Annotated in this window: 24 protein-coding genes; 9 read left to right on the top strand and 15 right to left on the bottom strand. The window is 71.1% G+C overall.

Annotated elements, in window-relative coordinates; genetic code table 11:
- Positions 1-6 precede the first annotated feature (6 nt).
- From ABD830_RS44550 to ABD830_RS44540, 3 genes are read right to left on the bottom strand one after another with little or no spacing between them, the layout of a single operon-like run.
- Entirely contained in the window at positions 7-744 is a 738-nt protein-coding gene (locus ABD830_RS44550) for a GNAT family N-acetyltransferase (RefSeq protein WP_345000949.1), read from the bottom strand.
- A 47-nt stretch (positions 745-791) separates the two neighbouring features.
- Entirely contained in the window at positions 792-2396 is a 1605-nt protein-coding gene (locus ABD830_RS44545; protein WP_345000947.1) for an outer membrane protein assembly factor BamB family protein, read from the bottom strand.
- A 55-nt stretch (positions 2397-2451) separates the two neighbouring features.
- Positions 2452-2631, bottom strand: coding sequence for a hypothetical protein (locus ABD830_RS44540; protein WP_345000945.1), 180 nt, complete (start codon positions 2629-2631; stop codon positions 2452-2454).
- 152 nt (positions 2632-2783) lie between these two features.
- Between ABD830_RS44540 and ABD830_RS44535 the strand changes: the two genes are divergently transcribed.
- Together ABD830_RS44535 and ABD830_RS44530 are read left to right on the top strand one after the other, a co-directional pair.
- Positions 2784-4046, top strand: a complete 1263-nt coding sequence (locus tag ABD830_RS44535; protein WP_345000943.1) for a sensor histidine kinase — start codon at positions 2784-2786, stop codon at positions 4044-4046.
- Positions 4034-4684, top strand: coding sequence for a response regulator (locus ABD830_RS44530; RefSeq protein WP_345000941.1), 651 nt, complete (start codon positions 4034-4036; stop codon positions 4682-4684). The genes ABD830_RS44535 and ABD830_RS44530 overlap by 13 nt, the downstream gene beginning before the upstream one ends.
- Before the next feature lie 12 nt (positions 4685-4696).
- On the opposite strand, the gene ABD830_RS44525 is transcribed toward ABD830_RS44530, so the two are convergent.
- The 4 genes from ABD830_RS44525 to ABD830_RS44510 are packed head-to-tail and all read right to left on the bottom strand — an operon-like array spanning position 4697 to position 6432.
- A complete protein-coding gene (locus tag ABD830_RS44525; RefSeq protein ID WP_345000938.1) occupies positions 4697-4945 on the bottom strand; it encodes a hypothetical protein in 249 nt (82 codons plus the stop codon).
- A 60-nt stretch (positions 4946-5005) separates the two neighbouring features.
- On the bottom strand, positions 5006-5368 hold the full coding sequence (locus tag ABD830_RS44520; protein WP_345000936.1) for a hypothetical protein: 363 nt from the start codon (positions 5366-5368) through the stop codon (positions 5006-5008).
- A gap of 6 nt (positions 5369-5374) precedes the next feature.
- On the bottom strand, positions 5375-5959 hold the full coding sequence (locus ABD830_RS44515) for a hypothetical protein (RefSeq protein ID WP_345000934.1): 585 nt from the start codon (positions 5957-5959) through the stop codon (positions 5375-5377).
- A 14-nt stretch (positions 5960-5973) separates the two neighbouring features.
- Complete coding sequence (locus ABD830_RS44510) at positions 5974-6432, bottom strand: Hsp20/alpha crystallin family protein (protein WP_345000932.1); 459 nt, start codon at positions 6430-6432, stop codon at positions 5974-5976.
- A 158-nt stretch (positions 6433-6590) separates the two neighbouring features.
- Here ABD830_RS44510 and ABD830_RS44505 point away from each other — a divergent pair, with 158 nt between their 5' ends.
- The 3 genes from ABD830_RS44505 to ABD830_RS44495 all read left to right on the top strand — a co-directional run bounded on the left by ABD830_RS44505 (position 6591) and on the right by ABD830_RS44495 (position 10002).
- On the top strand, positions 6591-7601 hold the full coding sequence (locus ABD830_RS44505) for a CapA family protein (protein ID WP_345000930.1): 1011 nt from the start codon (positions 6591-6593) through the stop codon (positions 7599-7601).
- A 117-nt stretch (positions 7602-7718) separates the two neighbouring features.
- On the top strand, positions 7719-9041 hold the full coding sequence (locus ABD830_RS44500) for a hypothetical protein (RefSeq protein ID WP_345000928.1): 1323 nt from the start codon (positions 7719-7721) through the stop codon (positions 9039-9041).
- A 214-nt stretch (positions 9042-9255) separates the two neighbouring features.
- Positions 9256-10002 carry a response regulator transcription factor gene (locus tag ABD830_RS44495; protein ID WP_345000926.1) on the top strand — a complete coding sequence of 249 codons (747 nt, stop codon included), beginning with the start codon at positions 9256-9258 and terminating at the stop codon, positions 10000-10002.
- Here ABD830_RS44495 and ABD830_RS44490 read toward each other — a convergent pair.
- The 5 genes from ABD830_RS44490 to ABD830_RS44470 all read right to left on the bottom strand — a co-directional run bounded on the left by ABD830_RS44490 (position 9989) and on the right by ABD830_RS44470 (position 15548).
- Complete coding sequence (locus ABD830_RS44490; protein ID WP_345000925.1) at positions 9989-11266, bottom strand: serine/threonine-protein kinase; 1278 nt, start codon at positions 11264-11266, stop codon at positions 9989-9991. The two genes, ABD830_RS44495 and ABD830_RS44490, sit on opposite strands and share 14 nt — an antisense overlap.
- Before the next feature lie 93 nt (positions 11267-11359).
- Entirely contained in the window at positions 11360-12553 is a 1194-nt protein-coding gene (locus ABD830_RS44485; RefSeq protein WP_345000923.1) for a cytochrome P450, read from the bottom strand.
- Between the two features lie 128 nt (positions 12554-12681).
- Positions 12682-13662 carry an NAD(P)-dependent alcohol dehydrogenase gene (locus ABD830_RS44480; RefSeq protein ID WP_345000921.1) on the bottom strand — a complete coding sequence of 327 codons (981 nt, stop codon included), beginning with the start codon at positions 13660-13662 and terminating at the stop codon, positions 12682-12684.
- Positions 13663-13761: 99 nt separating this feature from the next.
- Positions 13762-14427, bottom strand: coding sequence for a response regulator (locus ABD830_RS44475; RefSeq protein ID WP_345000919.1), 666 nt, complete (start codon positions 14425-14427; stop codon positions 13762-13764).
- Positions 14424-15548 carry a sensor histidine kinase gene (locus ABD830_RS44470; protein ID WP_345000917.1) on the bottom strand — a complete coding sequence of 375 codons (1125 nt, stop codon included), beginning with the start codon at positions 15546-15548 and terminating at the stop codon, positions 14424-14426. The genes ABD830_RS44475 and ABD830_RS44470 overlap by 4 nt, the downstream gene beginning before the upstream one ends.
- Before the next feature lie 89 nt (positions 15549-15637).
- Between ABD830_RS44470 and ABD830_RS44465 the strand changes: the two genes are divergently transcribed.
- On the top strand, positions 15638-16345 hold the full coding sequence (locus ABD830_RS44465) for an HAD family hydrolase (RefSeq protein ID WP_345000915.1): 708 nt from the start codon (positions 15638-15640) through the stop codon (positions 16343-16345).
- On the opposite strand, the gene ABD830_RS44460 is transcribed toward ABD830_RS44465, so the two are convergent.
- On the bottom strand, positions 16317-17108 hold the full coding sequence (locus ABD830_RS44460; protein ID WP_345000913.1) for an XRE family transcriptional regulator: 792 nt from the start codon (positions 17106-17108) through the stop codon (positions 16317-16319). The two genes, ABD830_RS44465 and ABD830_RS44460, sit on opposite strands and share 29 nt — an antisense overlap.
- Before the next feature lie 467 nt (positions 17109-17575).
- Between ABD830_RS44460 and ABD830_RS44455 the strand changes: the two genes are divergently transcribed.
- Together ABD830_RS44455 and ABD830_RS44450 are read left to right on the top strand one after the other, a co-directional pair.
- Positions 17576-17710: a hypothetical protein gene (locus ABD830_RS44455; protein WP_345000911.1), complete on the top strand. Its 135-nt coding sequence runs from the start codon at positions 17576-17578 to the stop codon at positions 17708-17710.
- Positions 17710-18864, top strand: coding sequence for a methyltransferase domain-containing protein (locus ABD830_RS44450; protein ID WP_345000909.1), 1155 nt, complete (start codon positions 17710-17712; stop codon positions 18862-18864). The genes ABD830_RS44455 and ABD830_RS44450 overlap by 1 nt, the downstream gene beginning before the upstream one ends.
- A 17-nt stretch (positions 18865-18881) precedes the next feature.
- On the opposite strand, the gene ABD830_RS44445 is transcribed toward ABD830_RS44450, so the two are convergent.
- On the bottom strand, positions 18882-19805 hold the full coding sequence (locus ABD830_RS44445) for an AEC family transporter (RefSeq protein WP_345000907.1): 924 nt from the start codon (positions 19803-19805) through the stop codon (positions 18882-18884).
- A 78-nt stretch (positions 19806-19883) separates the two neighbouring features.
- Between ABD830_RS44445 and ABD830_RS44440 the strand changes: the two genes are divergently transcribed.
- Entirely contained in the window at positions 19884-20837 is a 954-nt protein-coding gene (locus tag ABD830_RS44440) for an NAD-dependent epimerase/dehydratase family protein (protein WP_345000905.1), read from the top strand.
- A 6-nt stretch (positions 20838-20843) separates the two neighbouring features.
- On the opposite strand, the gene ABD830_RS44435 is transcribed toward ABD830_RS44440, so the two are convergent.
- Entirely contained in the window at positions 20844-23165 is a 2322-nt protein-coding gene (locus ABD830_RS44435) for a M20/M25/M40 family metallo-hydrolase (protein ID WP_345000903.1), read from the bottom strand.
- Positions 23166-23224: the final 59 nt, after the last annotated feature.

Below are 23224 nucleotides of genomic sequence, written 5' to 3'. Positions count from 1 at the left end.
TCCGCGTCAGTGGAGGACGATGTGGAGCGCCTCGCCCACCTTCCGGTAGCCGACCCGGGCGTAGACCCGGGCGGCGCCGTCGTCGCCGGGTGTGAGGAACGGGGTCGTGATCCCGGCGGCCGTGCCCCCGCGCGTCAGCAGCGCCGTGACCGCCCCGGCGATGCCGCGCCGCCGGTGCGAGGCGCGGACCGCGATGCCCGCCACCTCGGCGACCCCTCGGTGCGGGCGGCCGAGCTGCCCGGCGCCGACGGCCTCCGCGCCGTCCAGGGCGACGGCGACCAGGCCGCCGCCGTCGAGGACCCGCCGGAACCGGGCGACATCGTGCTCGGTGGCCTCGGGCGCCTCGAACGCCTCGTTCATCACCCGCGCGGCCTGCCAGAGAGCGGCGTCGTCGGTCACGAGCTCGACCCGGATGTCCACCGGAGTGTCCACCACCTCGTCCGGCGGGCAGACCAGCAGCGGGTAGCGGCCCTCCACGGTGAACCCCGCCGCGGACAGGGCGCCTTCCACCTTCGGGGCCGCCTGCGGCACGTACTCGAGCCGGGGTGTCCTGGCCCGCCCGCGGAACTCCGCGATCAGCGCGGCGATCTCGTCCGCGGTCGGCGCGGCGTCGTCGTCGGGGATGGCGTAGTTGAACGCGAGCGCGTCGTCATGCTCGTCGAACCGGATCATGAACGGCCCGGACCGGACGGCCCGATCCCCTGCCGCCGCCCTGAGATAGGCGTGCACATCGGCGCCGAACAAGCGCGCTCCTCTCCTCGTACGAGGATCCACACGTTACTCTTCCCACATCAGGTCAGGCCGACGATCGTGGCGCTCGGGCTGAAGGCGACCACGACGGCCCCAGCGGCGGGGAGCAGCGTGAACCGGCCCTCCCGCCCGTCGAGGTCCATGTCGAACGGGATGTCCGTGCCGCTCGCCGCGTCCCACGGCATGACGTGCGCCGTGACCCGCATCGAGGTCGTGCCGGTCGCCGTCACCTCCGCCACGAGCATGCCGTCCTTCAGCGGAAGCCGCCCCGTCCTCCAGTCGGAGGGATCGCCCTGGTCCGGTGTCGAGGCGGTCCTCGCCCCGCCCCCGGCGTACGGCCGCGCGCGTCCGCCCTCGTACCCGAGCGCGGTCTCGCTCCCGGTGACGCCGTTGATCGCCTTCCCGGTCCGCTGGTCCAGCAGCACGTCCTTCACACCGGCGCCGTCCATCTCAGGGCCCGAGATCCGCAGCCGCACGGCGCTGAGGTCGGAGGAGGGGGCGATCTCCGCGGAGCCGGGCCCGCCGCCCTCGTGCCGCCACAGCTCGGCGCCGTCGGCGGGGTCCAGGCCGGTCACCACGCTCGCCTCGCCGCAGTCGGACACCACGGCGACGACGTCACGCAGCACCGCGTACGGCTTCGCCAGCCGGCGGTCGACGTGGCAGCCCTTCCGTACGGGACGCTCCCAGACATGCCTGGCGGGATCCGCCGGGTCCCTGCCGATCATCGTGCCGTCGCGGGAGACGCCGATGAGAGCGTGCGAGGCCGGATCGGTGTCCGCGAACGGCTGCCCGGCGTGCTCGGCCCGTACCTCGCCGGTACGGGCGTCCAGCACCACCGTGCGTCCTCTGGTCTTCTCCGCCCCCGTCGCCTGGCCGAAGATGAGCACCATGACGCTCCCGTCGGGGGCGACCTCGAACCCGGTGGCCCGCGCCGCGGGCCTGCGGTAGTGCCACCGCTCACGGCCGGTACGGGAGTCCAGCGCCACGACGCCGTCGCCGATCCGCACCAGCGCGGTGCCGCCCGCGACCGCCACCTGTCTGGCGGGGGTGCCGTCCGGGACCCGCCACCGCCAGGCGAGTCTGCTCACCGACGCTGCCACGGCCGTCTCAGTACGTGCGCTCCCACCAGCGGTGACCGCCTCGACGGGCAGCGTCGCGCCGGCGAACGACACCGCGGCCAGCGCCGCGGCCACGGCCGCCAGCCCCGCCCCCATGCCCGCGAAGGGCTTGGCCGTGAAGTCGGGCACCATCCCCGCTATGAGGACGAACCCGGCAGCGGCGGCCACGAGTCCCGTGCCGAAGAGGATCTCGCCGTGTTCGGGCAGCCCTCCGGCGAACGTCTCCCGTACCCGGACAAACCCGTGCACGGCGAGCGGCACGGCGACGAAGGCCACCGCAATGGCCCGTACGCGCACGGTGACCTGCGCCTCGGCCGGCCCGAGGTCGTCCCCCTCCGCGCGAGCCGTCACGCGTGCCAGCCGGACCACGTCGATCACCAGCCAGGCCAGCAGCCCGAGCGCGAGCACCAGCCCGAGGTCGATCAGCACCGGCAACTCGGCAGGCAACGGGCGCCGCAGGAAGTACCCCCATCCCGCCGCGCCCATCCCGGCCAGGGCGATCCCCGGCCCTAACCATCCCTTCCCCACGATCTGTGCAACGCGCCTTTTGACTGCCTCGTTCCACGATCAGATAACGATCGTGTCATCGGCCGCGGCTCGCGTAGTGCCCGCGGACGAGCGCGGCGGCGCAGGCCAGCGTGAGCAGGCCGAACCCGATGCCGATGAAGACGTTGGCGCCGACGGTGGACGTCACCATGTTGCAGACCGCGAAGACCGCCAGCAGCAGCCACAGCACGGGACGGGAGATGCGGAGGCCGGTCATGATGTGCTCCTCACGTGATCGATGATGAGGAGGACGCTACGGATCACGGCCGCCTCCCGGCGATCCCGCCAACGAGACGGCCGAGGTACAGCAGGCTGTACTTTTCGTCCGGCTGTCGCGTCTCCGTTCCGGCGGTGTCCTAGGGTCGGAGAATGCCGACTCAGGACGCGAAGCCGGCTCGCCCGTCGGACGTGGTGGCCCGGGCCCGCGCCACTCTCGACGCACTTGAGCATCTTGTCGGCGGCGTCGGCACCGCGATCCTCGCGCTCGTCGCCGTGCTGGGCCTGGCCCTCACCGCGCTGGCCTGTCTCCTCGGCGTGGGCCTGCTCGCGGTGCCCACCGCGCTGCGCGGGCTGCGCGCGGTCGCCGACCGGGAGCGCGCGCGGCTCTCCCGCTGGGGGCCCGACGTCGTCATAAGTCCCGACCCGGTGCCGTCCGGGTTGCGGGCCGCCGTCACGAACCCGGCCTCCCGGCGCGAGCTGTGCTGGGCGCTGACCCACGCCGTCTTCGGCCTGCTGATCGGGATCATCGGCATGACGCTGCCGCTCAACGCGGTACGCGACGGCACGTTCCCGCTGTGGTGGTGGCTGCTGCCGCCGGAGGAGTCGGCCGGCGCCGCCATGGGGCTCTGGAAGGTGCACGGCTTCTCGACCGCCCTCGCGATCTCGCTGCTGGGCCTGGGCTGGATCGCACTGTCCCTGTCCCTGGTCCCGGGCATGGCCCGGTTACAGGCGTGGCCGGGGCGGCGGCTGCTCTCCGCCGACCCCAGCACGGACCTCGCGCTGCGGGTCGCCCAGCTCACCGCGACCCGCGCGGAGGCGCTCGACGCCCACGCCGCCGAGCTGCGGCGGATCGAGCGGTCGCTGCACGACGGCACGCAGAACCGGCTCGTCGCCGTCAACGTCATGCTCGGCGCGGCCCGCCGCGCGCTCGCCCGCGACCCGTCCACCGCCGACGCCATGCTCGAGCGCGCGCAGGACGCCGCCGAGCAGGCGCTCGCCGAGCTCCGCGCGGTCTCCCGGAGCATCCTGCCGCCGGTGCTGGCGGACCGCAGCCTCGCGGACGCCTTGACCGGGCTGGCCGCGAGCTGCCCGATCCCCTGCGGGATCGACGCCGACGTGCCCGGCAGGTGCGCCGCGTCCGTCGAGGCCACGGCGTACTTCGTGGTGGCGGAGGCGCTCACCAACATCGCCAGGCACAGCGGGGCCGGGCACGTCACCGTCACGGTCCGCAGGCGCGACGACCGGCTCGACCTCCGGATCACCGACGACGGCCGCGGCGGGGCGGACGAGGGCCGTGGATCCGGGCTCGCCGGCATCCGCCGCCGCGCCGAGGCCCATGACGGAACGTTCGCACTGACCAGCCCCGAAGGGGGCCCGACCACCCTGGAGGTGAGCCTGCCATGCGGATTGTGATCGCCGAGGACGACCCGCTGCTGCGCGAAGGGCTCGCGCTGCTGCTGCGCGCGGAGTCGCTGGACGTCGTGGCGACCGCTCCCGACCCCGACGGCTTCCTGGCCGCGGTCGACGCCCACGGGCCGGACGTCGCCATCGTGGACGTACGCATGCCGCCGACCCACACCGACGAGGGGATCGTGGCGGCCGTCGAGGCCAGGCGGCGCCGGCCCGGGCTGGCCGTGCTGGTGCTGTCGGCGTACGTGGAGCAGGCGTTCGCCACCGACCTGCTCGCCCACGGCAGCTCCCGCCTCGGCTACCTGCTCAAGGAGCGGGTCGGGCGGGTCGAGGAGTTCATGGGCGCGCTGCGCCGAGTGGCGGACGGGGGCACGGCCATCGATCCGGAGGTCGTCGCGCAGCTGCTCGCCCGCAGCAGGCCCGACAGCCGGCTCGACCGGCTCAGCCCGCGCGAGCGCGACGTGCTGGCCCTGATGGCCGAGGGGCTGGGCAACGCCGCCATCGCCGAGCGGCTCTTCGTCACCGACGGCGCCGTGCACAAGCACATCCGCAGCATCTTCGCCAAGCTCGATCTCGCGCCGACCGACCGTACCGACCGGCGGGTGGCGGCCGTCCTGCACTACCTGGAGAACGGAGGGTAGCGCAGGCGTGGATCAGGCGCCGAGGTCGCGGGCGACGTTGTCCAGCCGGATCGCCAGGTCCTCCAGAGCCTGGTCGGACAGCTCACCCTCCGGCAGCCAGGCCGCGAGGTCGTCGCGGCTGGCGATGACCAGCCCCTTGTGCGCGTCGTCCACCTCGTTCGCGGGCAGGACCACGCACTCACCACGGACGTAGACGAGCGTGGCGTCGGGGTGCTCCGACCGCAGCAGTTCGCGAACGCAGTCGCAATCGATGAGAGACATCTCAGCTCCTCTGCCCCGCACTGAGCCTCAGCAGGGCGCTTACCCAGATAACCGCCCCAGTCACCCGAAGGTCGGCGGGCCGCCGTCGGAGCGCGTGCGCCGCACGCCGAACCCCACGAGGTAGACGGCCGCCGCCAGCGCCACGAGGGCGGGCGGGATGGCCAGGAGCGGCCGCCCTGCCAGCAGGGCCAGCACGGTCAGGACCACCCCGGCGAGCAGCGCGAGCGCGACGGCCAGCAGCCGCACGCCGAGCCAGCTCGAGGGCGGCGGCGACGTCGGCCACTCGCCGTGGCCGCCTCCGGGCACGTCGGGCACGCCGGTGTCGCTCACCACGCCGGAGGGACTGACCTCCTCGGGAGGCGGCGGCTCACGCAGCACGGGAGCGAAGAACTCGTCCTCGGGATCCTCGTCTGGCCTCTTCATCCTCGATCACCTCGCCGGATCGGCTTCCTCCAGCTCGCGCAGGAACGGGTTGACCACGGCGTTCAGTTCGGCCAGGAGCGCTTCGAGCGAGGCCTGGGCGTCGTCGAGGTTCGGCAGTCCCTCGGCCCGCGCGTGGGTGGGCGTGGGCAGGCCGTCCACCGGCAGCGGCACGCGGAGCTCCAGGGTGCTCAGCGCGGTCGGCCGCTCGTACGGCGGCGGCACGTAGGTCGGCTCCTGGCGCTGCCAGCTCGACCAGCCGGCAGGCAGGCCGACCTGGGGCGGGGCCGCGAGCTCGACCACGGCGAGCAGCCCTGCCGCCTCCTCGGGCCGGTGGCAGGTCGCGTCCAGCACCCGCGGATGGCGGCGTACGTACGCGTGCTCCGCCACCGGGCGCGTGGCCACCTCCCACGCGCCCAGCGCGAAGTGCAACGGGTCCAGCGTGATGCCGCCCGCGGCCGGTTCACCGTCAACGGCCTCGAACGCGTGCCTCCATTTGCGCAGCTCTTCGCCGTAGCGCTCCTGTGCGCTGCCCTGGTCCTCGCCGTCGTCTCCTCGTATGGCGCCGATCCAGAAGGCCTGCGTGCCGGCCATGCGCCTCCCCCGTGTCAGCCCTTGATCTCGATGCGGCGGGCGCGGCCCTTCTCCGTCTTGGGAACGCGCACGGTCAGGATGCCGTCGGCCAGCTCGCCGCCGATGTGCTCGGTGTCGGCGTCGCTCGGCAGGATCGTCCGGTAGACGAACCGGCCGGTGCGCCGCCGCAGCATGTTGCCCTTCTCCTCCTCGTTGATCTCCCCGGAAACGCAGAGCTCGCTGTCGTTGACCTCGACGTTGATGTCCTCGCGCCTCATGCCGGGCAGCTCGGCGCGTACGACGTAGGCATCCGGGGTCTCCTCTGTCTCCGCGGCAGGCCGCCAGGCGGCGACGTCGGTCTCGGCGCCCTGCTCGAACAGCCGCCCCATCTGATCCCACAGTTGCTGGAACTCCGTGAAGGGATCCCATGCGCGCCGCTGCCAGGGCGCGCCCGGCTGCATCGCCCCGCGATTACGCCTTATCGGCAAAGCCACTGCTTTCTCACCTCCGTGGCGTGAGGGGCCCCCTCGCCCCCCTCCTCCAGATTCATCCCGTCACTACCCGCGCCAATACCCGAAAACTCCTCCTCTGAACGGTTGCGCCGCAGGCCAGAGGGGGTGTCGAAGCCGCCCGGCGGGGAAGCTGGACGCATATGACCGAGGGAACGCGACGGCATCGGGGGCCCGCGATGACGGTCACGCTGGCGCTGGCCGGTGACACGATGCTCGGGCGCGGCGTCGCCCAACGGCTCGAGCTGAGCGCCGATCCGGCCCACTTCTTCGACACGGGTGTGCGCGCCGTGCTCGCCCGGGCCGACCTCGTCCTGCTCAACCTCGAATGCTGCATCTCGGACCGCGGCCGGCAGTGGGACCCGATGCGCAAGCCGTTCCACTTCCGCGCCCCGCCGCAGGCCGCGGCGATGCTGGCGGAGCTGGGCGTGCACGCGGTCACGCTGGCCAACAACCACGCGCTCGACTACGGCCAGGACGCCCTCCTGGACACCCTCGACCACCTGGCCGCTGCCGGGATCCGCACGGTGGGCGCGGGCGCCGACCTGGACCGGGCGTGGGAGCCCGCCGTGCTGGAGGCCGGTGGCCTGCGCCTTTCCGTGCTGGGCGTCACCGACCATCCCTCGGAGTTCGGGGCCACCGAGCGCAGGCCCGGGGTCGCGTACGCCGACCTGGGCACCGGGGCGCCGGACCGCCTCATGAGCGCGATCAGGGGCATGAGCGGCGACGCGGTGATCGTCTGCGTCCACTGGGGCCCGAACATGACCGCCGCGCCCGTCACCCACGTCCGCCGCTCGGCCAGGGCGCTGGTGGGCGCGGGGGCGACCCTGGTGGCCGGGCACTCCGCGCACGTCTTCCATGGGGTGGCCGGGCCGGTCCTGTACGACATGGGCGACTTCATCGACGACTACATCGTGGATCCCGAGCTCCGCAACGACCTCGGGCTGATCTTCCTGGTCACCCTGGACGAGCACGGTCCGGTACGGCTGAGCGCCGTGCCCATAGCGCTCGACTACTGCCGTACGAGGATCGCGGACCCGGCGGAGTCGGGCTGGATCCGCCACCGCTTCATCGCCGCCTGCGCCGGCCTGGGGACGGAGGTCCGGACCGAGGAGGGCACGCTCACCGTCGATCTCCGGCCATCAGCGGCCTGACCTGCGCATTTGGGTGGACGCGCCGCGACTGTAAGTAATCGGTCAATTGCTGACAGCGCTCGTAGGGTGAGGTGCGTGGGCCCCAGTGAGGCTCGGCACCCAGCGAGAGGATCGATCATGGCGCAGGCACCGAGAATCGACGTCGAGACCAGAGCCGGGACGGTCAGGGGCAGTCTGACCGAGGAGCAGGCCGAGCGGATCACGGACGCGCTCGGGCAGCAGGGGGTCTGGTTCGCGGCTCCGCGGCCTGACGCGGTCAAGGCTCCGAGACCCGTCCACGTCTGGGATCTGGTGGGCGACCAGCCGCATCAGGGACGCACGGTCACCGGCCGGGCCGCGGTCCACCTGGCCCACGGGCACGCCGCGCTGACCCGGCCGCTGATCTTCGCCGACGGCTTCGACTACGGGCCGAGCGACCTCGACGCGATGTGGAGCCGCTTCGACGCGGGCGCTCCCGGCTTCCTGGACCGGCTCAGGGCGATGGGCATCGACGTCATCCTGCTCGGCTTCGACGAGCGGCAGACCCACATCCAGGCCAACGCTGCAGTGGCGGCCGCCTGCGTCCGGCGTGCCATCCAGGAGCGGCGGGGCGACCTCCCGCTGGTCGTCGGCGGCGTCAGCCTGGGCGGCATGATCACCAGGTACGCGCTCGCGCGCCTGGAGAGCGAGGGCTTCGACCACCAGACCGACAAGTACTTCTCCTACGACACGCCGCACCTCGGCGCCTGGATCCCGCTGGTGCTCCAGCAGCTCGCCTATCTCGACGAGTCGCTGCGGCCGCCGTCCGGCGGTCCCGGCCAGGCCGAGCTGATCCGCAGCCCGGCCGCGCAGCAGCTCCTGTGGGGCTGGGTCGAGGGCGAGGACTACTCGGGACCGGTGACCACCGCCAGCCGGCTGCGTACGGACTTCCTGGACGACCTGCGCAGGGTCGGGTGGTTCCCGATGCGGCCGTACAAGCTGGGCCTGGCCAACGGGGCCGGGGACGGCGCGGGGCCGGACCTGCCGCCGGGGACGCCGGTGTTCGACCTGCACCACGACCCGCTGCAGCTCACGGCCAGGATCCAGCCGGACCGGGGCGAGCTGGAGAGCCTCGGCGCGGTCAAATTCGGCGCTCCGGTGTGGACGAGCGCCACGTCGGGCGTGCCGGCGTTCGACGGGGCGCCCGGGGGCAGGCTGGACTTCTGGGGCAGGGTGGCCGACGCGATCGGGCTGCCTGTCCAGGAGGGGTTCCGCAGCAGCTGCTTCGTCCCCACGGTCAGTGCGATCGCCCTGGCCAGGGACCCGTTGCAGTGGCAGGCCGACCTTTACAAGAACCTCGCCGACCTGCCGAAGGACGAGACGTTCCTGGACGCGTTCTGCTGCGACACGGGCAACTCCGCGCACGGCGAGGTGTCCCAGGTGCTGATCGACTGGCTCCTGGAGCAGCTCGCCGGCTGGTGATCAGTGGCTACCTTTCGATCACGTCGGGATCGGACCAGTCGGCGTTCAGGACGAGGCGTTACTGGCCGAAAAGGGGGTAGCGGCCCTGCGTAGCTCTGATGCGCTTCAAAGGGATAGGAAGGGCCCGGCACGCCGCCGGGCCCTTCCGCAGTTCACAGGCGATTCACAAGCGGCAATCAGCAAACCTTCATACAGGCACGTCATCGTCACGAGCATGCACACGACCAGCCCGAACTCCCGGTCCGAGCCCGTGCGCCGAGCCGACGGCAGCTCGATCAACATCCTCGTCGTGGATGACGAGCCCTCGCTGACCGAGCTCCTTTCCCTGGTCATGCGCCAGGAGTCCTGGGACGTCCGCAGCGTGCGCAACGGATCGGCGGCCATCCGCGCGGCCCGCGGCTTCCGTCCCGACGCGATCGTCCTGGACGTCATGAACGGGATTCAGCTTCTGCCCCGGCTGCGCGGCGTGCTGCCGGATGTGCCGATCCTGTTCCTGACGGCCCTGGACTCGCTCCAGGACCGGCTCGTCGACCTGCGGGCAGGCGCCGACGACTACGTCACGAAGCCGTTCAGCCTGGAGGAGGTCGTCATCCGGCTGCGCGGGCTGCTGCGCCGCTCGCGCGCGGCGCGGGCACGGCCCGACGACGGGCTCGTGGTCGGGGACCTCACGCTGGACCAGGAGACCCATCAGGTACGGCGGGCAGACAAGGAGATCAGGCTCACGCCCACGGAGTTCGAACTGCTCCGGTTCCTCATGCACCATCCGGGACGGGTGCTGAGCAAGGCGCAGATACTCGACCGGGTGTGGGCGTACGACTTCGGCCAGAGCAACGTCGTCGAGCTGTACATCTCCTACCTCCGGCGCAAGATCGACGCGCACCGCGAGCCGATGATCCACACCGTGCGCGGCGTCGGCTACACGATCAGACCCGCCGTGGTCGCGTCCGTCAGCAGACCTTGATCTCTATGGTCTTGGAGCGACGCGTGCCCGGCCTGAGAAGCCAGAAGGTGGCCTTGTGGGTGCCGGGTTCGATGAAACCCGCCGGGGTGACGACCTCGAATGGCCCCTTGCCTGTGTAGGTGGTGGTCACGCCGCTCTCACGGCCGTCGAGCACCCAGCGGTGCCCTATCGGTTCGGCGTCGTCGACGATCTTCCCTCGGAACCGGACGCGGACGCCGCTCTTGTAGCAGGTTCCGTTCTTGCTGCCCTGCGCGGCCAGGCTGACGAACACGACAGCCTCCGGCGCCGAATCGGCCGGGGACGGCGAGGACTCGGAGGCTCCGGTGACCGGTGAGCTCGTGGCGCCGTCCGCGGGAGGATTCGTGGCTCGGCCCGGGTCTCCCCCCGGAAGGCCGAGCAGCAGGGTCACGCTGAGGGTGACGGAGGTGACGACGACGGCGGTGCCGCCGACGAGCAAGCCGGTGCGCAGGGGCGTGGAACGGACGGTGGGTCTGGTGTCCGCGACCAGTTCGGAAGGGGCGATCGGCCGTACGCGCTGCTGCCCCAGCAACTGGAGCAGCACGTCCTGCATGGTAGGGCGGCGGGACGGCTCCTTTGCCAGGCAACTGGTGACGATGGAGCGCAGGGGTTCGGCCATGTCGCCGAGGTCGGGGGCGGCGTACAGGATGCGGGAGATGACGGCGGGCAGGTGGTCGACGCCGAAGGGCGGGCGGCCGGTGGCGGCGAAGACCATCACCGAACCCCAGGCGAACACGTCGGCGGCAGGCCCGGTGTAGTGGCCGCCGAGTTGTTCCGGCGCCATGTAGGAGGGTGTGCCGACGATGCTGCTGGTGACGGTGAGGGATGCCTCGGTGTCGCGGGCGATGCCGAAATCGATGACGCGAGGCCCGTCCTTGGCGAGCAGCACGTTGGCCGGCTTGAAGTCGCGGTGCACGATTCCGGCCCGGTGGACGGCGGCGAGCGCCGTCGCGGTGGACACCGCCATCCGGTGCAGCGCGGGGCCGTGGTGTACGCCGGCCTGCTGCAGCGAGAGCCCTTCGACGTACTCGGTGACGATGTACGGCCGCCGGCCCTCGAAGGAGGCGTCGAGCACCTGGGCGACGCAGAACGGCTCGACCCGCCGGGCGGCGGCCAGCTCCTTGGCGAACCGCTCGAGCACCTGGTCGGAGACCGCGTCATGCAGCACCTTGACCGCCACGTACCTCCCGTCCCTGGCCTGGCCCAGGTAAACGACACCCTGACCGCCGGCTCCCAGGCGGCCCATCAGCCTGTATGGGCCGATTGCGGGTGGATCATCCGGATAAAGAGGCTCGGGCATGATCCAGGACCTTATTACGTGTCGGAGGAGGCTGCTCAGCTACCAGGCGACCGCCAGGGAGCTCAGGCCGTACACGATGTGGGAGGAGCGGAAGTCCGCGGCGCCGGCCTCATGCAGCCCCGGGAAGCGCTCGAGCAGTGCGGGGAAGGCGATGCGCAGCTCCATGCGCGCCAGCGGGGCGCCCAGGCAGTGGTGGATGCCGTGGCCGAAGGCGACGTGGCCGGGGGCGCCGCGGGAGATGTCGAACGCGTCCGCGTCGGGCAGCAGCGCCGGGTCGCGGTTGGCCGCGGGCAGGGCGCAGACGATCAGCTCACCGGGCGGGATGGTGCGGCCGCCGAGCTCGACCTCCGTGGTCGTGACCTTGGTGGTGCCCGAGTTGACGATGCTCAGCCAGCGCAGCAGCTCCTCCACCGCGGCGTCGATGCGCTCGGGCTCCTTCCTGAGGAGTTCGAGCTGTTCGGGGTGGCGGAGGAGGGCCAGAGTGCCGAGGGCGAGCATGTTGGAGGTGGTCTCGTGGCCGGCGAACAGCAGCAGGGCGCCGATCCCGACGAGCTCGTCCGTGCTCAGGTCGTCGCCGTGCTCACGGACCAGCATGCCGAGCAGCTCCTCGCCCGGGTCCTGCTGGATGCGGCGGACCAGGGCCTCCATGTACGCCCGCGACTCGAACTGCAGCGCCAGCCGCTCCTCGCCGGGGACCGACATGTCGAGCATCCTGCTGGTGCGGAGCTGGAAGCCGGCGCGGTCCTCGTACGGGACGCCGAGCAGCTCGCAGATGACCAGCGACGGGATCGGCAGCGCGAACGACTGCACCAGGTCGGCGGGCGCCCCGGCGGCCTCCATGGCGTCCAGGTGGTCGTCCACGATGCGCCGGATCCGCGGCTCCAGCCGCTGCATCCTGCGGATGGTGAACTCGGGCGTCAGCATCCTGCGCAGGCGGGTGTGCTTGGGCGGGTCCGCGCCGAGCAGGTTGCCCGCCTGCGCCTTGGCGAGCTGCTCCGGGGTCATCTCCGGGGCTCCGGGCAGCCGCCCCACCGTCTGCTCGGCGATCTTGAAGCGCTCGGCGTCGCCCAGGACCTCGCGTACGTCCGCGTACCGGGTCACGAGCCAGGCGTCCAGGCCGAACGCGCTCGTGACGCGCACGATCCCCGCCTCGTCCCGCATCGCCGCCAGCTCGGGCGCCGGGTCGAACCCCACCCGCCGCATGTGCGGCGGCATCGCCGAGGTCTCGGTCATGGGTACCCCTTGGTGATCGTGGCCCTTGATGATCGTCGTTGACGCGACAACCGTAACAATCGGGGAGGTCGGTCTCCAGCGCTCCGCCATACAGGGTTGGACTTGGACGGCGTCCTGAGGCGGGCACTCTAGACGGCGATCACGACCTTGCCCGCCGCGTGACCGGCCTCCTGGTAGCCGACGGCCGCCGGGACCTCCTTGAACGGGTAGCTCCGGTCGATGACCGGATGGACCTCGCCGCCCTCGATGAGCTCGGCCAGCGTCGTCAGGTTCCGCTTGTTCTCCGTGCAGCGCACCACGTCCGCCACGGCGACTCTCTGCGACATGAACGGCGCCACCGCGAGTGTCGCGAACACGTGGCTCGCGGGCTGCAGCCAGCGTCCGGCCGGACCGCCGACGAGGACCAGGGTTCCCTTGCGGGCCATCACCCGCCGGCAGGCCGAGGCGGGACGGCTGCCCGCGATGTCCACCAGCACGTCGTAGTGCCGCCCGGCACGGGTGAAGTCCTCTTTGGTGTAGTCGATGACCTCGTTCGCGCCGATCGACCGGACCATGCCCACGTTCCGCCTGCCGCAGACGCCGGTGACCCGCGCGCCGAACGCCTTGGCGAGCTGCACGGCGAACGTGCCCACGCCGCCGGAGGCCCCGTTCACCAGGACCTGCTGCCCCGGCTGGACGCGTGCCTGGTCGCGCAGGGCGATCAGGGCGGTGTTCGCCGCCATCGGCACCGCCGCCGCCTCCTCGAACGACAGGTTCGCCGGCTTGCGCACCAGCTCGCTCTCCGGCACGCACACGTACTCGGCGAAGCCGCCCTGCTTGGGCATCGCGTACACCTCGTCGCCCGGGGCGAACTCCGTCACCCCCTTGCCGATCTCCTCGACCTCCCCCGCCACGTCGGCGCCCGGGATGTCGAACGGCGGCTTGCGCAGGCCGGGGCCGCCGGCCATGAGACGCGCGACGTACGGCTCGCCGCGCATGAGGTGCCAGTCGTAGGGCTGGACGGAAGTGGCGCGCACCCGGACCAGCACCTCGCCGTCGCCGGGCACGGGCCTGTCGATGTCGGTGAGCTGGAGGGACGAGCCGTACGAGCGTAGGACGAACGCCTTCATCGCATTTCTCCTGACTGGGGACTCGCGACCAGTGTCGCCAGGCCCGCGCGCCGGCTCCACAGCCGAAAGTACGACTTTCGCGCCGGCCGATCGGCCAGGTCAGGGGCGTACGCGCCGGGTCTCGTAGGCCCACATGGCGATCTCGACGCGATTGCGTACACCGAGCTTCATCATGAGGCTGGCGATGTGGCTCTTGACGGTGCTGAGGGAGATGTGCAGCTCGTCGGCGATCTCGCTGTTGGTCCGGCCGCGCGCCACGGTGGCGAGGATCTCCTCCTCCCTGCTGGTCAGCGCCTCGACGGGTTGCGCGGGCGGTGCGACGGTGCCGGCGAAGGCGAAGCTCTCGAGCAGGCGTGCGGTGATGTTGGGCGCGATGAGGGCGTCGCCGTTGGCGGCGGCGCGTACGGCCTGGGAGAGCAGGTCAGGGCCTGCGTCCTTGAGCAGGAAGCCGCGGGCGCCGGCTCTGAGCGCGGCGTAGACGTACTCGTCGAGGTCGAAGGTGGTGATGACGACGACGGCGAGGGGTTCGGCGACGCCAGGACCGGCCAGGCGGCGGGTGGCCTCGATGCCGTCGAGGCCGGGCATGCGGATGTCGAACAGGCACACGTCGGGGCGCAGGCGCCGCGCCAGCTCGACGGCCCGGCGCCCGTCGGCGGCCTCGCCGACGACCTCGATGCCGGGCTGCGCGTCGAGGATCATCCTGAGCCCGGTGCGCGCGATCTCCTGGTCGTCGGCGACGACCACCCGGATGTCCCCGCCGGTCATGTCGCCGCTCCGGTGCGGGGCAGCACGGCGGTCACGGTCCAGCCCCGGTCGGGGTTCGGTCCTGCCTGGCAGGTGCCGCCGAGCAGGCCGGCGCGTTCGATCATGCCGATGAGCCCGTAACCGGGCATCGAGTGTACGGAGCTCACCTCGCCGTCGTCGCTCACGCGCAGGCGTACCGATGTGTCGTCGGCGGCGACCTGGATCGCGATGCGGGTGGCGTGGCGGGCGTGCCGCCGGGCGTTGGTGACCGACTCCTGCGCGATGCGGAAGATCGCGGACCCGACCGACGGCGGCAGGCCGTCGACGTCGCCCGAGATCTCCACGTCGACGGACGGGCCGACTTTCGTGCGCCCTGCGAGCTGTTCGAGATCGGCGATCTGCCGGCCGGGGGCCAGCTCCGCCGGCTCGTTACGGCGCAGGAGCCGGACCATGGCGCGCATCTCGGCGAGGGTGCGCGACGCCTCGGCCTCGATCACCCGGAGCGCCTCGGTCGCGGCCTCCGGACGCGAGGGCGCCGTCGCCAGGCCCGCCTGCGCGCGGATCGCCATGGCCGACACGTGGTGGGCCACGGTGTCGTGCAGGTCGCGGGCCAGCTGCTCGCGTTCGAGCAGCTTGACCTGCTCGAGCTCGCGCATCCGTGCCCCGGTCCGGTACCGGACCGCCGTCCCCAGCGCGACGGCCGAGAAGGTGACGGCGAACGCGCCGACCGCGTCGGCCGGGGCGAGGTCGTAGAAGGACGCCGAGACGCCGACGGACCCGAGCATGATCGCGAAGCCGAGCACGATCTCGCGCCCCGACCCCCACCGGTACAGCGCGTACACCACGATCAGCAGGAACGCCATCGTGTACGTCTCGGCACGGTGACCGCCCGTCACCAGCGGGGCCAGCGCCGTGATGACGAAGGGGATCGCGAGCATCAGCAGCGGCTTGGCGCGCCGCCAGAGCAGCGTGAACACCAGCCCGACCGTGAGGGTCACGGAGACCGCCCGCCACGGGAGGTCGGGGCGAACGACCCCTTCCAGCACCGCGAGCGGCACGAGCACCCCTACAAGCGCCCAGTCCCGCCACACGCGTGTCGGAGGATCGGGGGGACGGGGCTCGTCCCACAAGGAGCGAAGCACGCCTTCATTTTGGCAGATCACTACGCAACAGCGCAGGGGACGCAGATACGGTTGGGACAACGGTCCAGGTGCGCAGGGGCGGTGCGGTGATGGCGGGACTGGTGCTCTGGGATGTCGATCACACGCTGATCGAGAACGGCGGAGTGAGCAAGGAGACCTACGCCCGGGCCTTCGAGTTGCTGACAGGGCGGCCTGCCACATACCGGGCGGAGACCGACGGCCGTACCGATCCGCAGATCATGGTCAACCTGCTGCGGCGGCACGGTATCGAGCCGTCCCCTGACCAACGGGCGCGGCTGGGCGAGGCGCTGGAGACGGCGATGGCCCTCAACCGGTCGCGACTGAGCGAGCGTGGGCATGCCTTGCCTGGAGCACTGGACGCGATCACCGCGCTCGCCGGAGTGCCCGGGGTCGTCCAATCCGTGCTGACCGGCAACATCAAGCCCAATGCGATGGCCAAGGTGTCGGTATTCGGCCTGCACGACCGTCTGGATTTTGAGATCGGCGGATACGGGTCGGACGGCAGGGTACGTGCCGACCTGGTCGCAGTCGCTCAGCAGCGCGCCGCGCGCAAATATGGCCACCCCTTCTGCCGCTCCTCGACCGTTCTGATCGGCGATACGCCACGCGATGTAGCGGCCGGAGTGGACGGCGGGGCCGCGGTCATCGGCGTGGCGACAGGGTTGGACAGCATGGACGTGCTGGCAGCGGCCGGTGCGGATGTGGTGTTCTCGGACCTGACTGACACCCCGGCACTGGTCGCCGCGGTCACGAAACTGACCGGCCTGTCCCGGTAGAGACCTGGCGTTGCTGCCAGAAGTCGGAATCTTCAATAGGGCAGGAGGATTCCCACACCCGCTCGAAGCTGCGGACGTAGGTGTCGAAGAAGTCTGCGCCTTCAAGACGGCGGAGATGGAGGATGGGCGCCAGATATCCGTAGGTGCCGTAGATGTGCTGGTTGACCAACATGTGGTCGTCGTACCGGAAGATTGAGTTGTAGAGGGAAGCGCGGTGCAGGCGGAACGCTACGCCGTCGATCCCCACCAGCGGCGCGTAGTAGGTCAAAGCCATTCTGATACGGGCGGGGATGGCATCGTACAAACGCTCCTCGACGCCTCGTAGCGCCATCTCTGAGCTGTCCGGATCACCCATCATGATTCGCACTGTTGCACCCTGTTCGGCTTTGCGGGCGAGAATGTCAATTGACTCTGGATTCTCCTCGGGCAAGAAAAGGCTGGCATTGGCGAACAACCAGATCTCGTCCTGCGCATTTGCGAGCAGATCGCGCCACAGGTGGTTCGGCGTGTCAGCTCGGCGCGGATACAACGTGACGATTTCCGATTTGGAGGCGTTTCGGGCGTCCTCGTTCAACTTCGGCCATAGCCAACTGGCGGCCACTCCGAGCAGTTTGGCCGCCGCATATGCGGTCGAGCGACGTGGCGTGATGTCGCGGGTGACCCACCGCTGCACGCTCTTGGAGTCCAGGCCTAGTTCCGAGGCCAGTGCGCCCTCTGTGTAGCCGCTGGCAGCCAGCGTGGTGCGAAGACGGTCGTTGGCCATGGGAACCTCCGGGGACGTTTGAGGGCGTTTTTATCATCGCTGTAACGCCCCGTAAAGTCCTCGTCACGAGGTTTCATTGTCGCCGGCACTGAGTTGAACTGCTCTTACGCATTCTGCGCTCTCAAAGCAAGACGTGAGGAGCATGTGAGGTGGCAACTAGCAGAAAGGTCGCATCAGCGGGTCAAATTAAACAAAACGGGGCACTTTTCGTATGACGACGACCAAGCGATTCCCCGGCTGGGAGATCTTGGAAGGCGCCGGAGGCGGCTACATCGCCTTCCGCACCGTTCTGGTGCCCGACCACAGCGGACTCTCCAACGTACGTTGCGGCGCAACGATGCCCGAGCTCTTCGAGCACTTGGAGCAGGAGATGCGACACCAAAGGCGATCGTCGCCGACCAGGACAGTACGTAACGCGGCATGAAGCCGAGATCGGCGCCGCATTCATCGAAGAAGGAGATTTCGGCATGGGCAAGCATGAAGATCCTAAGAGCCCCAAGGACGAGCCGTTCAAGGCCGACCCCAGCAAGGCCTCGCCCGACGGCTGCAAGGAGTCCGGCGGCAAGCACGCGGACGGCGGAGAAAAGGACGGCAAGAAGTAGTGGATGAGGCCGTTGCGCAGTACATCGAGCGCCTGGTCGCGTACATCGACGGATTCGACGACATCCAGCGCTTCGTCGCGGAGGCCATCCGTGCGGTGCCGCGCCACCTGTTCATTCCCGAAGTCGCGCTGGCCACCCCGGGCGACCCGGAGGACACGTTCGTCATCGATCGGGTCGCCGACCCCGATACGTGGTGGGACACCGTCTACTCGCAAAGTCCCATCGTGACTCAACTCGACGATGGTGACACGGACATCAGGGCCCGCACAGGTGCTTACACGTCTTCCTCGTCCGCGCCCAGCACCGTTGCGCACCTGCTGCAGATCCTCGACCCGGAGCCGGGCGATCGGGTGCTGGAGGTGGGCACCGGGACGGGCTGGACCGCAGCGTTGCTCGCTCACCTGGTCGGCCCGCACGGGAGCGTAACGTCGATCGAGATCGACGAGATGGTGGCTGATCAGGCCGCCGAGAATCTCACCTCAGCCGGCGTGCGCGCGGATGTGGTCGTGGGCGACGGCGCCGGAGGCTGTTCTCAGCGGGCGCCCTACGATCGGGTCCACGTCACCTGTGGCATCCGCTCCATCCCTTACGCGTGGGTCGAGCAGTGCCGCCCCGGAGGGGTCGTCGTCCTCCCGTACTGCCCCGGCTTCGGCGACGATCACGTGCTGCGGCTGGTGACGTTACCGGACGGCACCGCGATCGGCCGCTTCCCTGGCCATGCCACCTACATGATGATGCGCTCGCAGCGGCCGATTCCGTACGTCGCCGACGACGGCAGCGGTCAACACCACCCCACCTCGGTGCACCCGCGGACCATCGGGCTGGCCCCAGCCGGCGCAGATCTGGCCATGGCGGCCATCACCGGCCTCTACTCGCACATCAGCCGGGAAGAGAACAGATTCCTGACGTATGTCCTTAATCCGGCCGACTCCGGAGAGTGGGCAGTCGCTGTCCATCAGCGCGGCGACCTGGACCACACCGTCTACCAGATGGGCGACCGCCCGCTCTGGGAAGAGGTCACCGACGCCTACTTCCGGTGGGTCAGCTGGGGTGAGCCGGGACGTGACCGGTTCGGGATGACCGTGACCCCGGAAGGCCAGTACGTGTGGCTGGACACTCCCGACCACGTGGTATGCGGGCTCAGTCGCGGGTAATGCGGGTGCCGATGTCTTCAGCCCAGGACCGCGCCGATCGCGGTCATCATCGGGATGGACAGGCCCGTGGTCAGCAGGATCGTGCTGCGGGCCAGGCGCCGGCCCGTGTCATAGTTCACCGCGTACACGTAGATGTTCTGCGCCGTGGGCAGGGCGGCGAAGAGGGTGGCGGCCAGGAGCGCGCTGCCGTCGAGGCCCAGGACCAGGCGCGCGGTCAGGTAGGCGACGGCCGGTTGGACGAAGGCCTTGAGCGTGACCGCGAGGAAGACGTCCTTGCCGACGCCGTTCGTCTCGGGGGTCGTGGGGACGCGCTGGGCGCCGTACAGGCTGAGGCCGTACGCCAGCAGCGCCACGGGCACGGCCGCGCCGCCGAGCAGCTCGACCGGGCGCATGACCGGGGTAGGCAGGGAGATGCCGCTGATCGCGAGAGCGAGACCGAGGAGCGAGGCGACCGTGAGCGGGTTGCGGAACGGGAGGAGCAGGGCCGCGCGCACCGAGCGGGCCCCCTTGTCGAGGATAAGGAAGGAGACCGGCGTGAGGACGAGCAGCTGGAAGAGCAGGATCGGGGCGACCAGCGCGCCGTCGCCCAACACGTAGATCGAGATAGGCACGCCGAGGTTGCCGGCGTTCACGTACGACGAGGCCAGCGCGCCGATCGTGGCCTCGCGGCGGTCGCGGCCCCAGGCCAGCCGGGCCACCAGCACGTAGACGAGCTGGACGCACGCCACCGCGACCACCTCGGTCAGCAGCACCGGCGAGAAGAGGATGTGGAGGTCCGCCCGGGACACGGTGGCGAACATCAGCGCCGGGGTGGCCACGAAGAAGGCCAGGCGCGACAGCACTAACTCGTCGCTGGCCCGCAGCAGGCCCCCCATCCCGATCAGGTAGCCGATCACGGCAACGGACACCAGGGCGGCGAACGCCGCGACAACCCCCGACACTGACCAACCTCCGAAATGGGACGTTCAGCAGCGTATCGGGACGGTTGGCCGGCGAAGCGGTGGGTCTACGCTGGGCGCATGCGAGTAGCGGTGATTGGCGCCAGCGGTCATATCGGCACGTACCTCATCCCCCGGCTGGTCGACGCCGGACACGACGTGATCGCCGTGAGCCGCGGCAAACGGGACCCCTACCGCCCGCACGGCGCCTGGCAGCAGGTCACCCACGTCACCGCCGACCGCGACGCGGAGGACGCCGACGGGACGTTCGGGCGGCGGATCGCGGACCTGGACGCGGACGTCGTCATCGATCTCATCTGCTTCACGGAGACCAGCGCCCGGGACCTGGCGGCGGCACTCACCGGGCGGGTCCGGCACTTCCTGCACTGCGGGACGATCTGGACGCACGGGCCGAGCGCCCGGGTGCCCACGACCGAGGACCGGCCCAAGCGCCCGATCGGCGAGTACGGCAAGCAGAAGGCCGCCATCGAGGCCCACCTCCTCGAACGCGCGCACCGCGACGGCTTCCCCGTCACGATCATCCACCCGGGCCACATCACCGGACCGGGCTGGGTGCCGGTCAACCCGGCGGGCAACGTCAATCCCGCCGTGTTCCAGACCCTGGCCGACGGCTCCGAGCTGGCGCTGCCGAACTTCGGCATGGAGACCGTCCAGCACGTGCACGCCGACGACGTGGCTCGGCTGTTCATGGACGCCATGGCCAACCCGTCCGTCGCCGTGGGCGAGAGCTTCCACTCCGTCGCCACCACCGCCCTGACGCTGCGCGGTTACGCCGAGGCGGTGGCGGGCTGGTTCGGGAGGGAGGCGCGGCTGACCTTCCTGCCGTTCGAGCGGTGGCGGGAGACGGTCTCGGAGCAGGACGCGAACATCACGTACGACCACATCGCCTACAGCCCCCACTGCAGCATGGAGAAGGCCGAGCGGCTCCTCGGGCACCGGCCCCGCTACGCGCCGCTCGAGGCCATCTCCGAGGCGGTCGACTGGCTGGTCAGGGCGGGCACCATCACCCCGTGAGGCCCATCACCCCGCAAGCGGTCTCGCGCTGACTGTGTACGTACGGGTGACCGCCACGAGGTCGCCGTCCTCGCGGGTCGCCGCCACCACACCCGCCGGCCTCTGGACGAACCCGGGCACCTGCCGGAAACCGTCGCTCTCGGCGATGGCCGTCACCCTGAACCGGCCGGCCTGCGGCACCCGCACGGTGATCTCCGCGCCGGTGTCGGGCAGGCCGCGGAAGCGGATCTCGCCGGGCCAGGTGTTGGCCCGCGTGCCGGTGACGTCCACTCTCACGGGGCTCATGCCCGCGGCCGCGGCGGTCGCGCCGGTGATGGGCCGCTCGATCCTCAGCGTGATCGATCGGGCCGCCCTGCCGGCGGTCACGCGGAGCCTGACCGTGTCGCCGTCGTCGCCGTCGCGCGAGAGCACGGTGACGCGGGGCTCGGCGGCCCTGATCGCGGGCGCGGGTCCCGTCCAGAGCGAGGCGCCGCGGGCGTAGCCGGGAGGCAGCTTCGCGGTGTCATTGCTAGACACGTACGTCCTGGTCCAGGCGGGCGGCTCCGGATCGGCGCTGACCCAGCTCGCGGTCCTGGCGTCGGCGTCCAGCACGTACGCGAGGTGCGTGCGCCGCGGGTCGTCCGCGTCGAAGCCGTCGGTGGCCAGGCCGCCGCCGACCAGCATCACGGCGAGCCCGGCGGCGGCGAGCGGGACCAGGCCCGGCACCCGCTCCGGCAGGCACAGCTCCACGATCGGCAGCACCGTCAGCCCGAACAGCGCCAGCACCAGCGCCGGCACCCCGCCGAGCGCGAGGCCCATCCCGTCGAACGCGTTCCCGGCCAGGCCGGGCAGCAGCGTCGCCGCCATGACCGCGCCCAGCGTCGCCGCCGCCACCCGCCAGACCGCGTCACGCAGCAGGATCGCGGCCGTCCCGCCGAGCGCGCAGAACAGCGCGGGCAGCGTGAGCACGAACGACGCGCCCGGCGCGACCTGGGCGCACAGCAGCCCCAGCCCGGCGGGCCAGGCCAGCGCGCCGATGGCCAGTGCGGCGGGCCCGAGCCGGCGGCGCAGCGGCAGGTACCAGCAGAGCAGCGCCAGCACCGACAGCACCACGACGGCCGCCTGGAACGTCCGCGGGTGGTGCAGCAGCCCGCCCATCCCGTCGTACGCGGGCCGCGCGGCCACCAGCACCTCCCACAGCCCCTGCGCCAGGACCGCCGCGAGCACCGGCGGCACGACGCCGGACACCGCGCCGACGGCGAGCCGGGGCAGGCTGATCAGCCGGCGCCGGCGCGCGAGCAGCGCCAGCCCGGCCACCGCCGCTGCCGCGAGCCCGGCCAGCGGCCATACGAGGGCGTTCGAGTACGTGACCATGGTCCCGAAGACGCGGAAATAGGTGACGTCGTGGTCGGCGGCCAGGGCCGGGAGGTCGGCGTTCCCGAGGGCGCGGGCCAGGGCCAGCATGTTCGAGCCGTGGTGCTGCAGGCTGCCCCGGTCGAGGTGGGCCAGCGAGTCGTCGGCGGTGTGGTAACGCGACGAGCCCTCGATGTAAGCGAAGTTCATGCCGGTGAAGCCGCTCTTGGACATCGGGGTGAAGTCCGTGTTGTTGGGGAGCAGCCGGTACATCTCCACCATCGTGGAGTCGCCGCGCGGGTGCGGCACGGCACTCGCGAACGTCTCGACCAGCCCGGCGTTGTCGCTGGACGTCTCGAACATCAGCGACGGGCCGCTCACGCCCCGGGCCTCCCAGTTGAGCAGCACCCCGCCCTTGCGGCCGAGCGGGTCCTCCCTGACGAACGCCTGGGCGCCCAGCGTCCCGTCCTCTTCGCCGTCAGTCATCAGCAGCACCAGGTCGTTGCGGAGCCCGCCGCCCTTGAGCGCCCGTACCGTCTCCACCATCGCCGCCACCGCGGCGGCGTCGTCGGAGGCGCCCGGCCCCATCGCCGCGGAGTCGTAGTGTGCGGCGATCACCACCGTCCCGGTCGGGTCGGCGCCTTTCGCCGTGGCCACGATGTTCTCCACCTGCCCGAACGACGCCAGCCCCGTCGAGGAGTTCGCCCCGATCGCCCGCTGGACCCGCACGTCGAGCCCGGCCTCGCGGAGCTGTCCGGCGAGGTAGTCCCTGGCCCGGTCGCCGGCTTGGCTGCCGATCGGGCGCGGCTCGGTGGCGAACCTCTCGAGGTGGCGCAGGGCCCGCTCGGCGCTGAACTCCCCGGCCGGCGCGGAGGCGGGCAGCGGCTGCATCGTGCTGTTCGCCATCGCGGTCAGCATGATCACTCCGGCGAGCACGGCCAGGGCGCACGCCCCCGCGAGTGCCCGCCGGGGGACGTCGAACAACTTTGCCATCATGACCTGGAACGCTAGGTACGCTGGCCTGGGTGCCGGAATGATGCACGCGCCCGGATCGA

The organism is Nonomuraea helvata (assembly GCF_039535785.1).
GTDB lineage: Bacteria > Actinomycetota > Actinomycetes > Streptosporangiales > Streptosporangiaceae > Nonomuraea > Nonomuraea helvata.
The sequence above is the reverse complement of the archived record's forward strand: the minus strand, read 5'-3'. Positions and strand labels throughout refer to the sequence as shown.

Excerpts from the sequence above, each read along its gene's own strand:
- ABD830_RS44520 (WP_345000936.1), bottom strand. The coding sequence starts at position 5,368 with ATGAAGAGGCCAGACGAGGATCCCGAGGACGAGTTCTTCGCTCCCGTG.
- ABD830_RS44440 (WP_345000905.1), top strand. The coding sequence starts at position 19,884 with ATGCGAGTAGCGGTGATTGGCGCCAGCGGTCATATCGGCACGTACCTC.
- ABD830_RS44500 (WP_345000928.1), top strand. The coding sequence starts at position 7,719 with ATGGCGCAGGCACCGAGAATCGACGTCGAGACCAGAGCCGGGACGGTC.
- ABD830_RS44540 (WP_345000945.1), bottom strand. The coding sequence starts at position 2,631 with ATGACCGGCCTCCGCATCTCCCGTCCCGTGCTGTGGCTGCTGCTGGCG.
- ABD830_RS44515 (WP_345000934.1), bottom strand. The coding sequence starts at position 5,959 with ATGGCCGGCACGCAGGCCTTCTGGATCGGCGCCATACGAGGAGACGAC.
- ABD830_RS44530 (WP_345000941.1), top strand. The coding sequence starts at position 4,034 with ATGCGGATTGTGATCGCCGAGGACGACCCGCTGCTGCGCGAAGGGCTC.
- ABD830_RS44490 (WP_345000925.1), bottom strand. The coding sequence starts at position 11,266 with ATGGGCCGCCTGGGAGCCGGCGGTCAGGGTGTCGTTTACCTGGGCCAG.
- ABD830_RS44485 (WP_345000923.1), bottom strand. The coding sequence starts at position 12,553 with ATGACCGAGACCTCGGCGATGCCGCCGCACATGCGGCGGGTGGGGTTC.
- ABD830_RS44435 (WP_345000903.1), bottom strand. The coding sequence starts at position 23,165 with ATGATGGCAAAGTTGTTCGACGTCCCCCGGCGGGCACTCGCGGGGGCG.
- ABD830_RS44465 (WP_345000915.1), top strand. The coding sequence starts at position 15,638 with ATGGCGGGACTGGTGCTCTGGGATGTCGATCACACGCTGATCGAGAAC.
- ABD830_RS44505 (WP_345000930.1), top strand. The coding sequence starts at position 6,591 with ATGACCGAGGGAACGCGACGGCATCGGGGGCCCGCGATGACGGTCACG.
- ABD830_RS44475 (WP_345000919.1), bottom strand. The coding sequence starts at position 14,427 with ATGACCGGCGGGGACATCCGGGTGGTCGTCGCCGACGACCAGGAGATC.
- ABD830_RS44460 (WP_345000913.1), bottom strand. The coding sequence starts at position 17,108 with ATGGCCAACGACCGTCTTCGCACCACGCTGGCTGCCAGCGGCTACACA.
- ABD830_RS44525 (WP_345000938.1), bottom strand. The coding sequence starts at position 4,945 with ATGTCTCTCATCGATTGCGACTGCGTTCGCGAACTGCTGCGGTCGGAG.
- ABD830_RS44535 (WP_345000943.1), top strand. The coding sequence starts at position 2,784 with ATGCCGACTCAGGACGCGAAGCCGGCTCGCCCGTCGGACGTGGTGGCC.
- ABD830_RS44495 (WP_345000926.1), top strand. The coding sequence starts at position 9,256 with ATGCACACGACCAGCCCGAACTCCCGGTCCGAGCCCGTGCGCCGAGCC.
- ABD830_RS44480 (WP_345000921.1), bottom strand. The coding sequence starts at position 13,662 with ATGAAGGCGTTCGTCCTACGCTCGTACGGCTCGTCCCTCCAGCTCACC.
- ABD830_RS44455 (WP_345000911.1), top strand. The coding sequence starts at position 17,576 with ATGGGCAAGCATGAAGATCCTAAGAGCCCCAAGGACGAGCCGTTCAAG.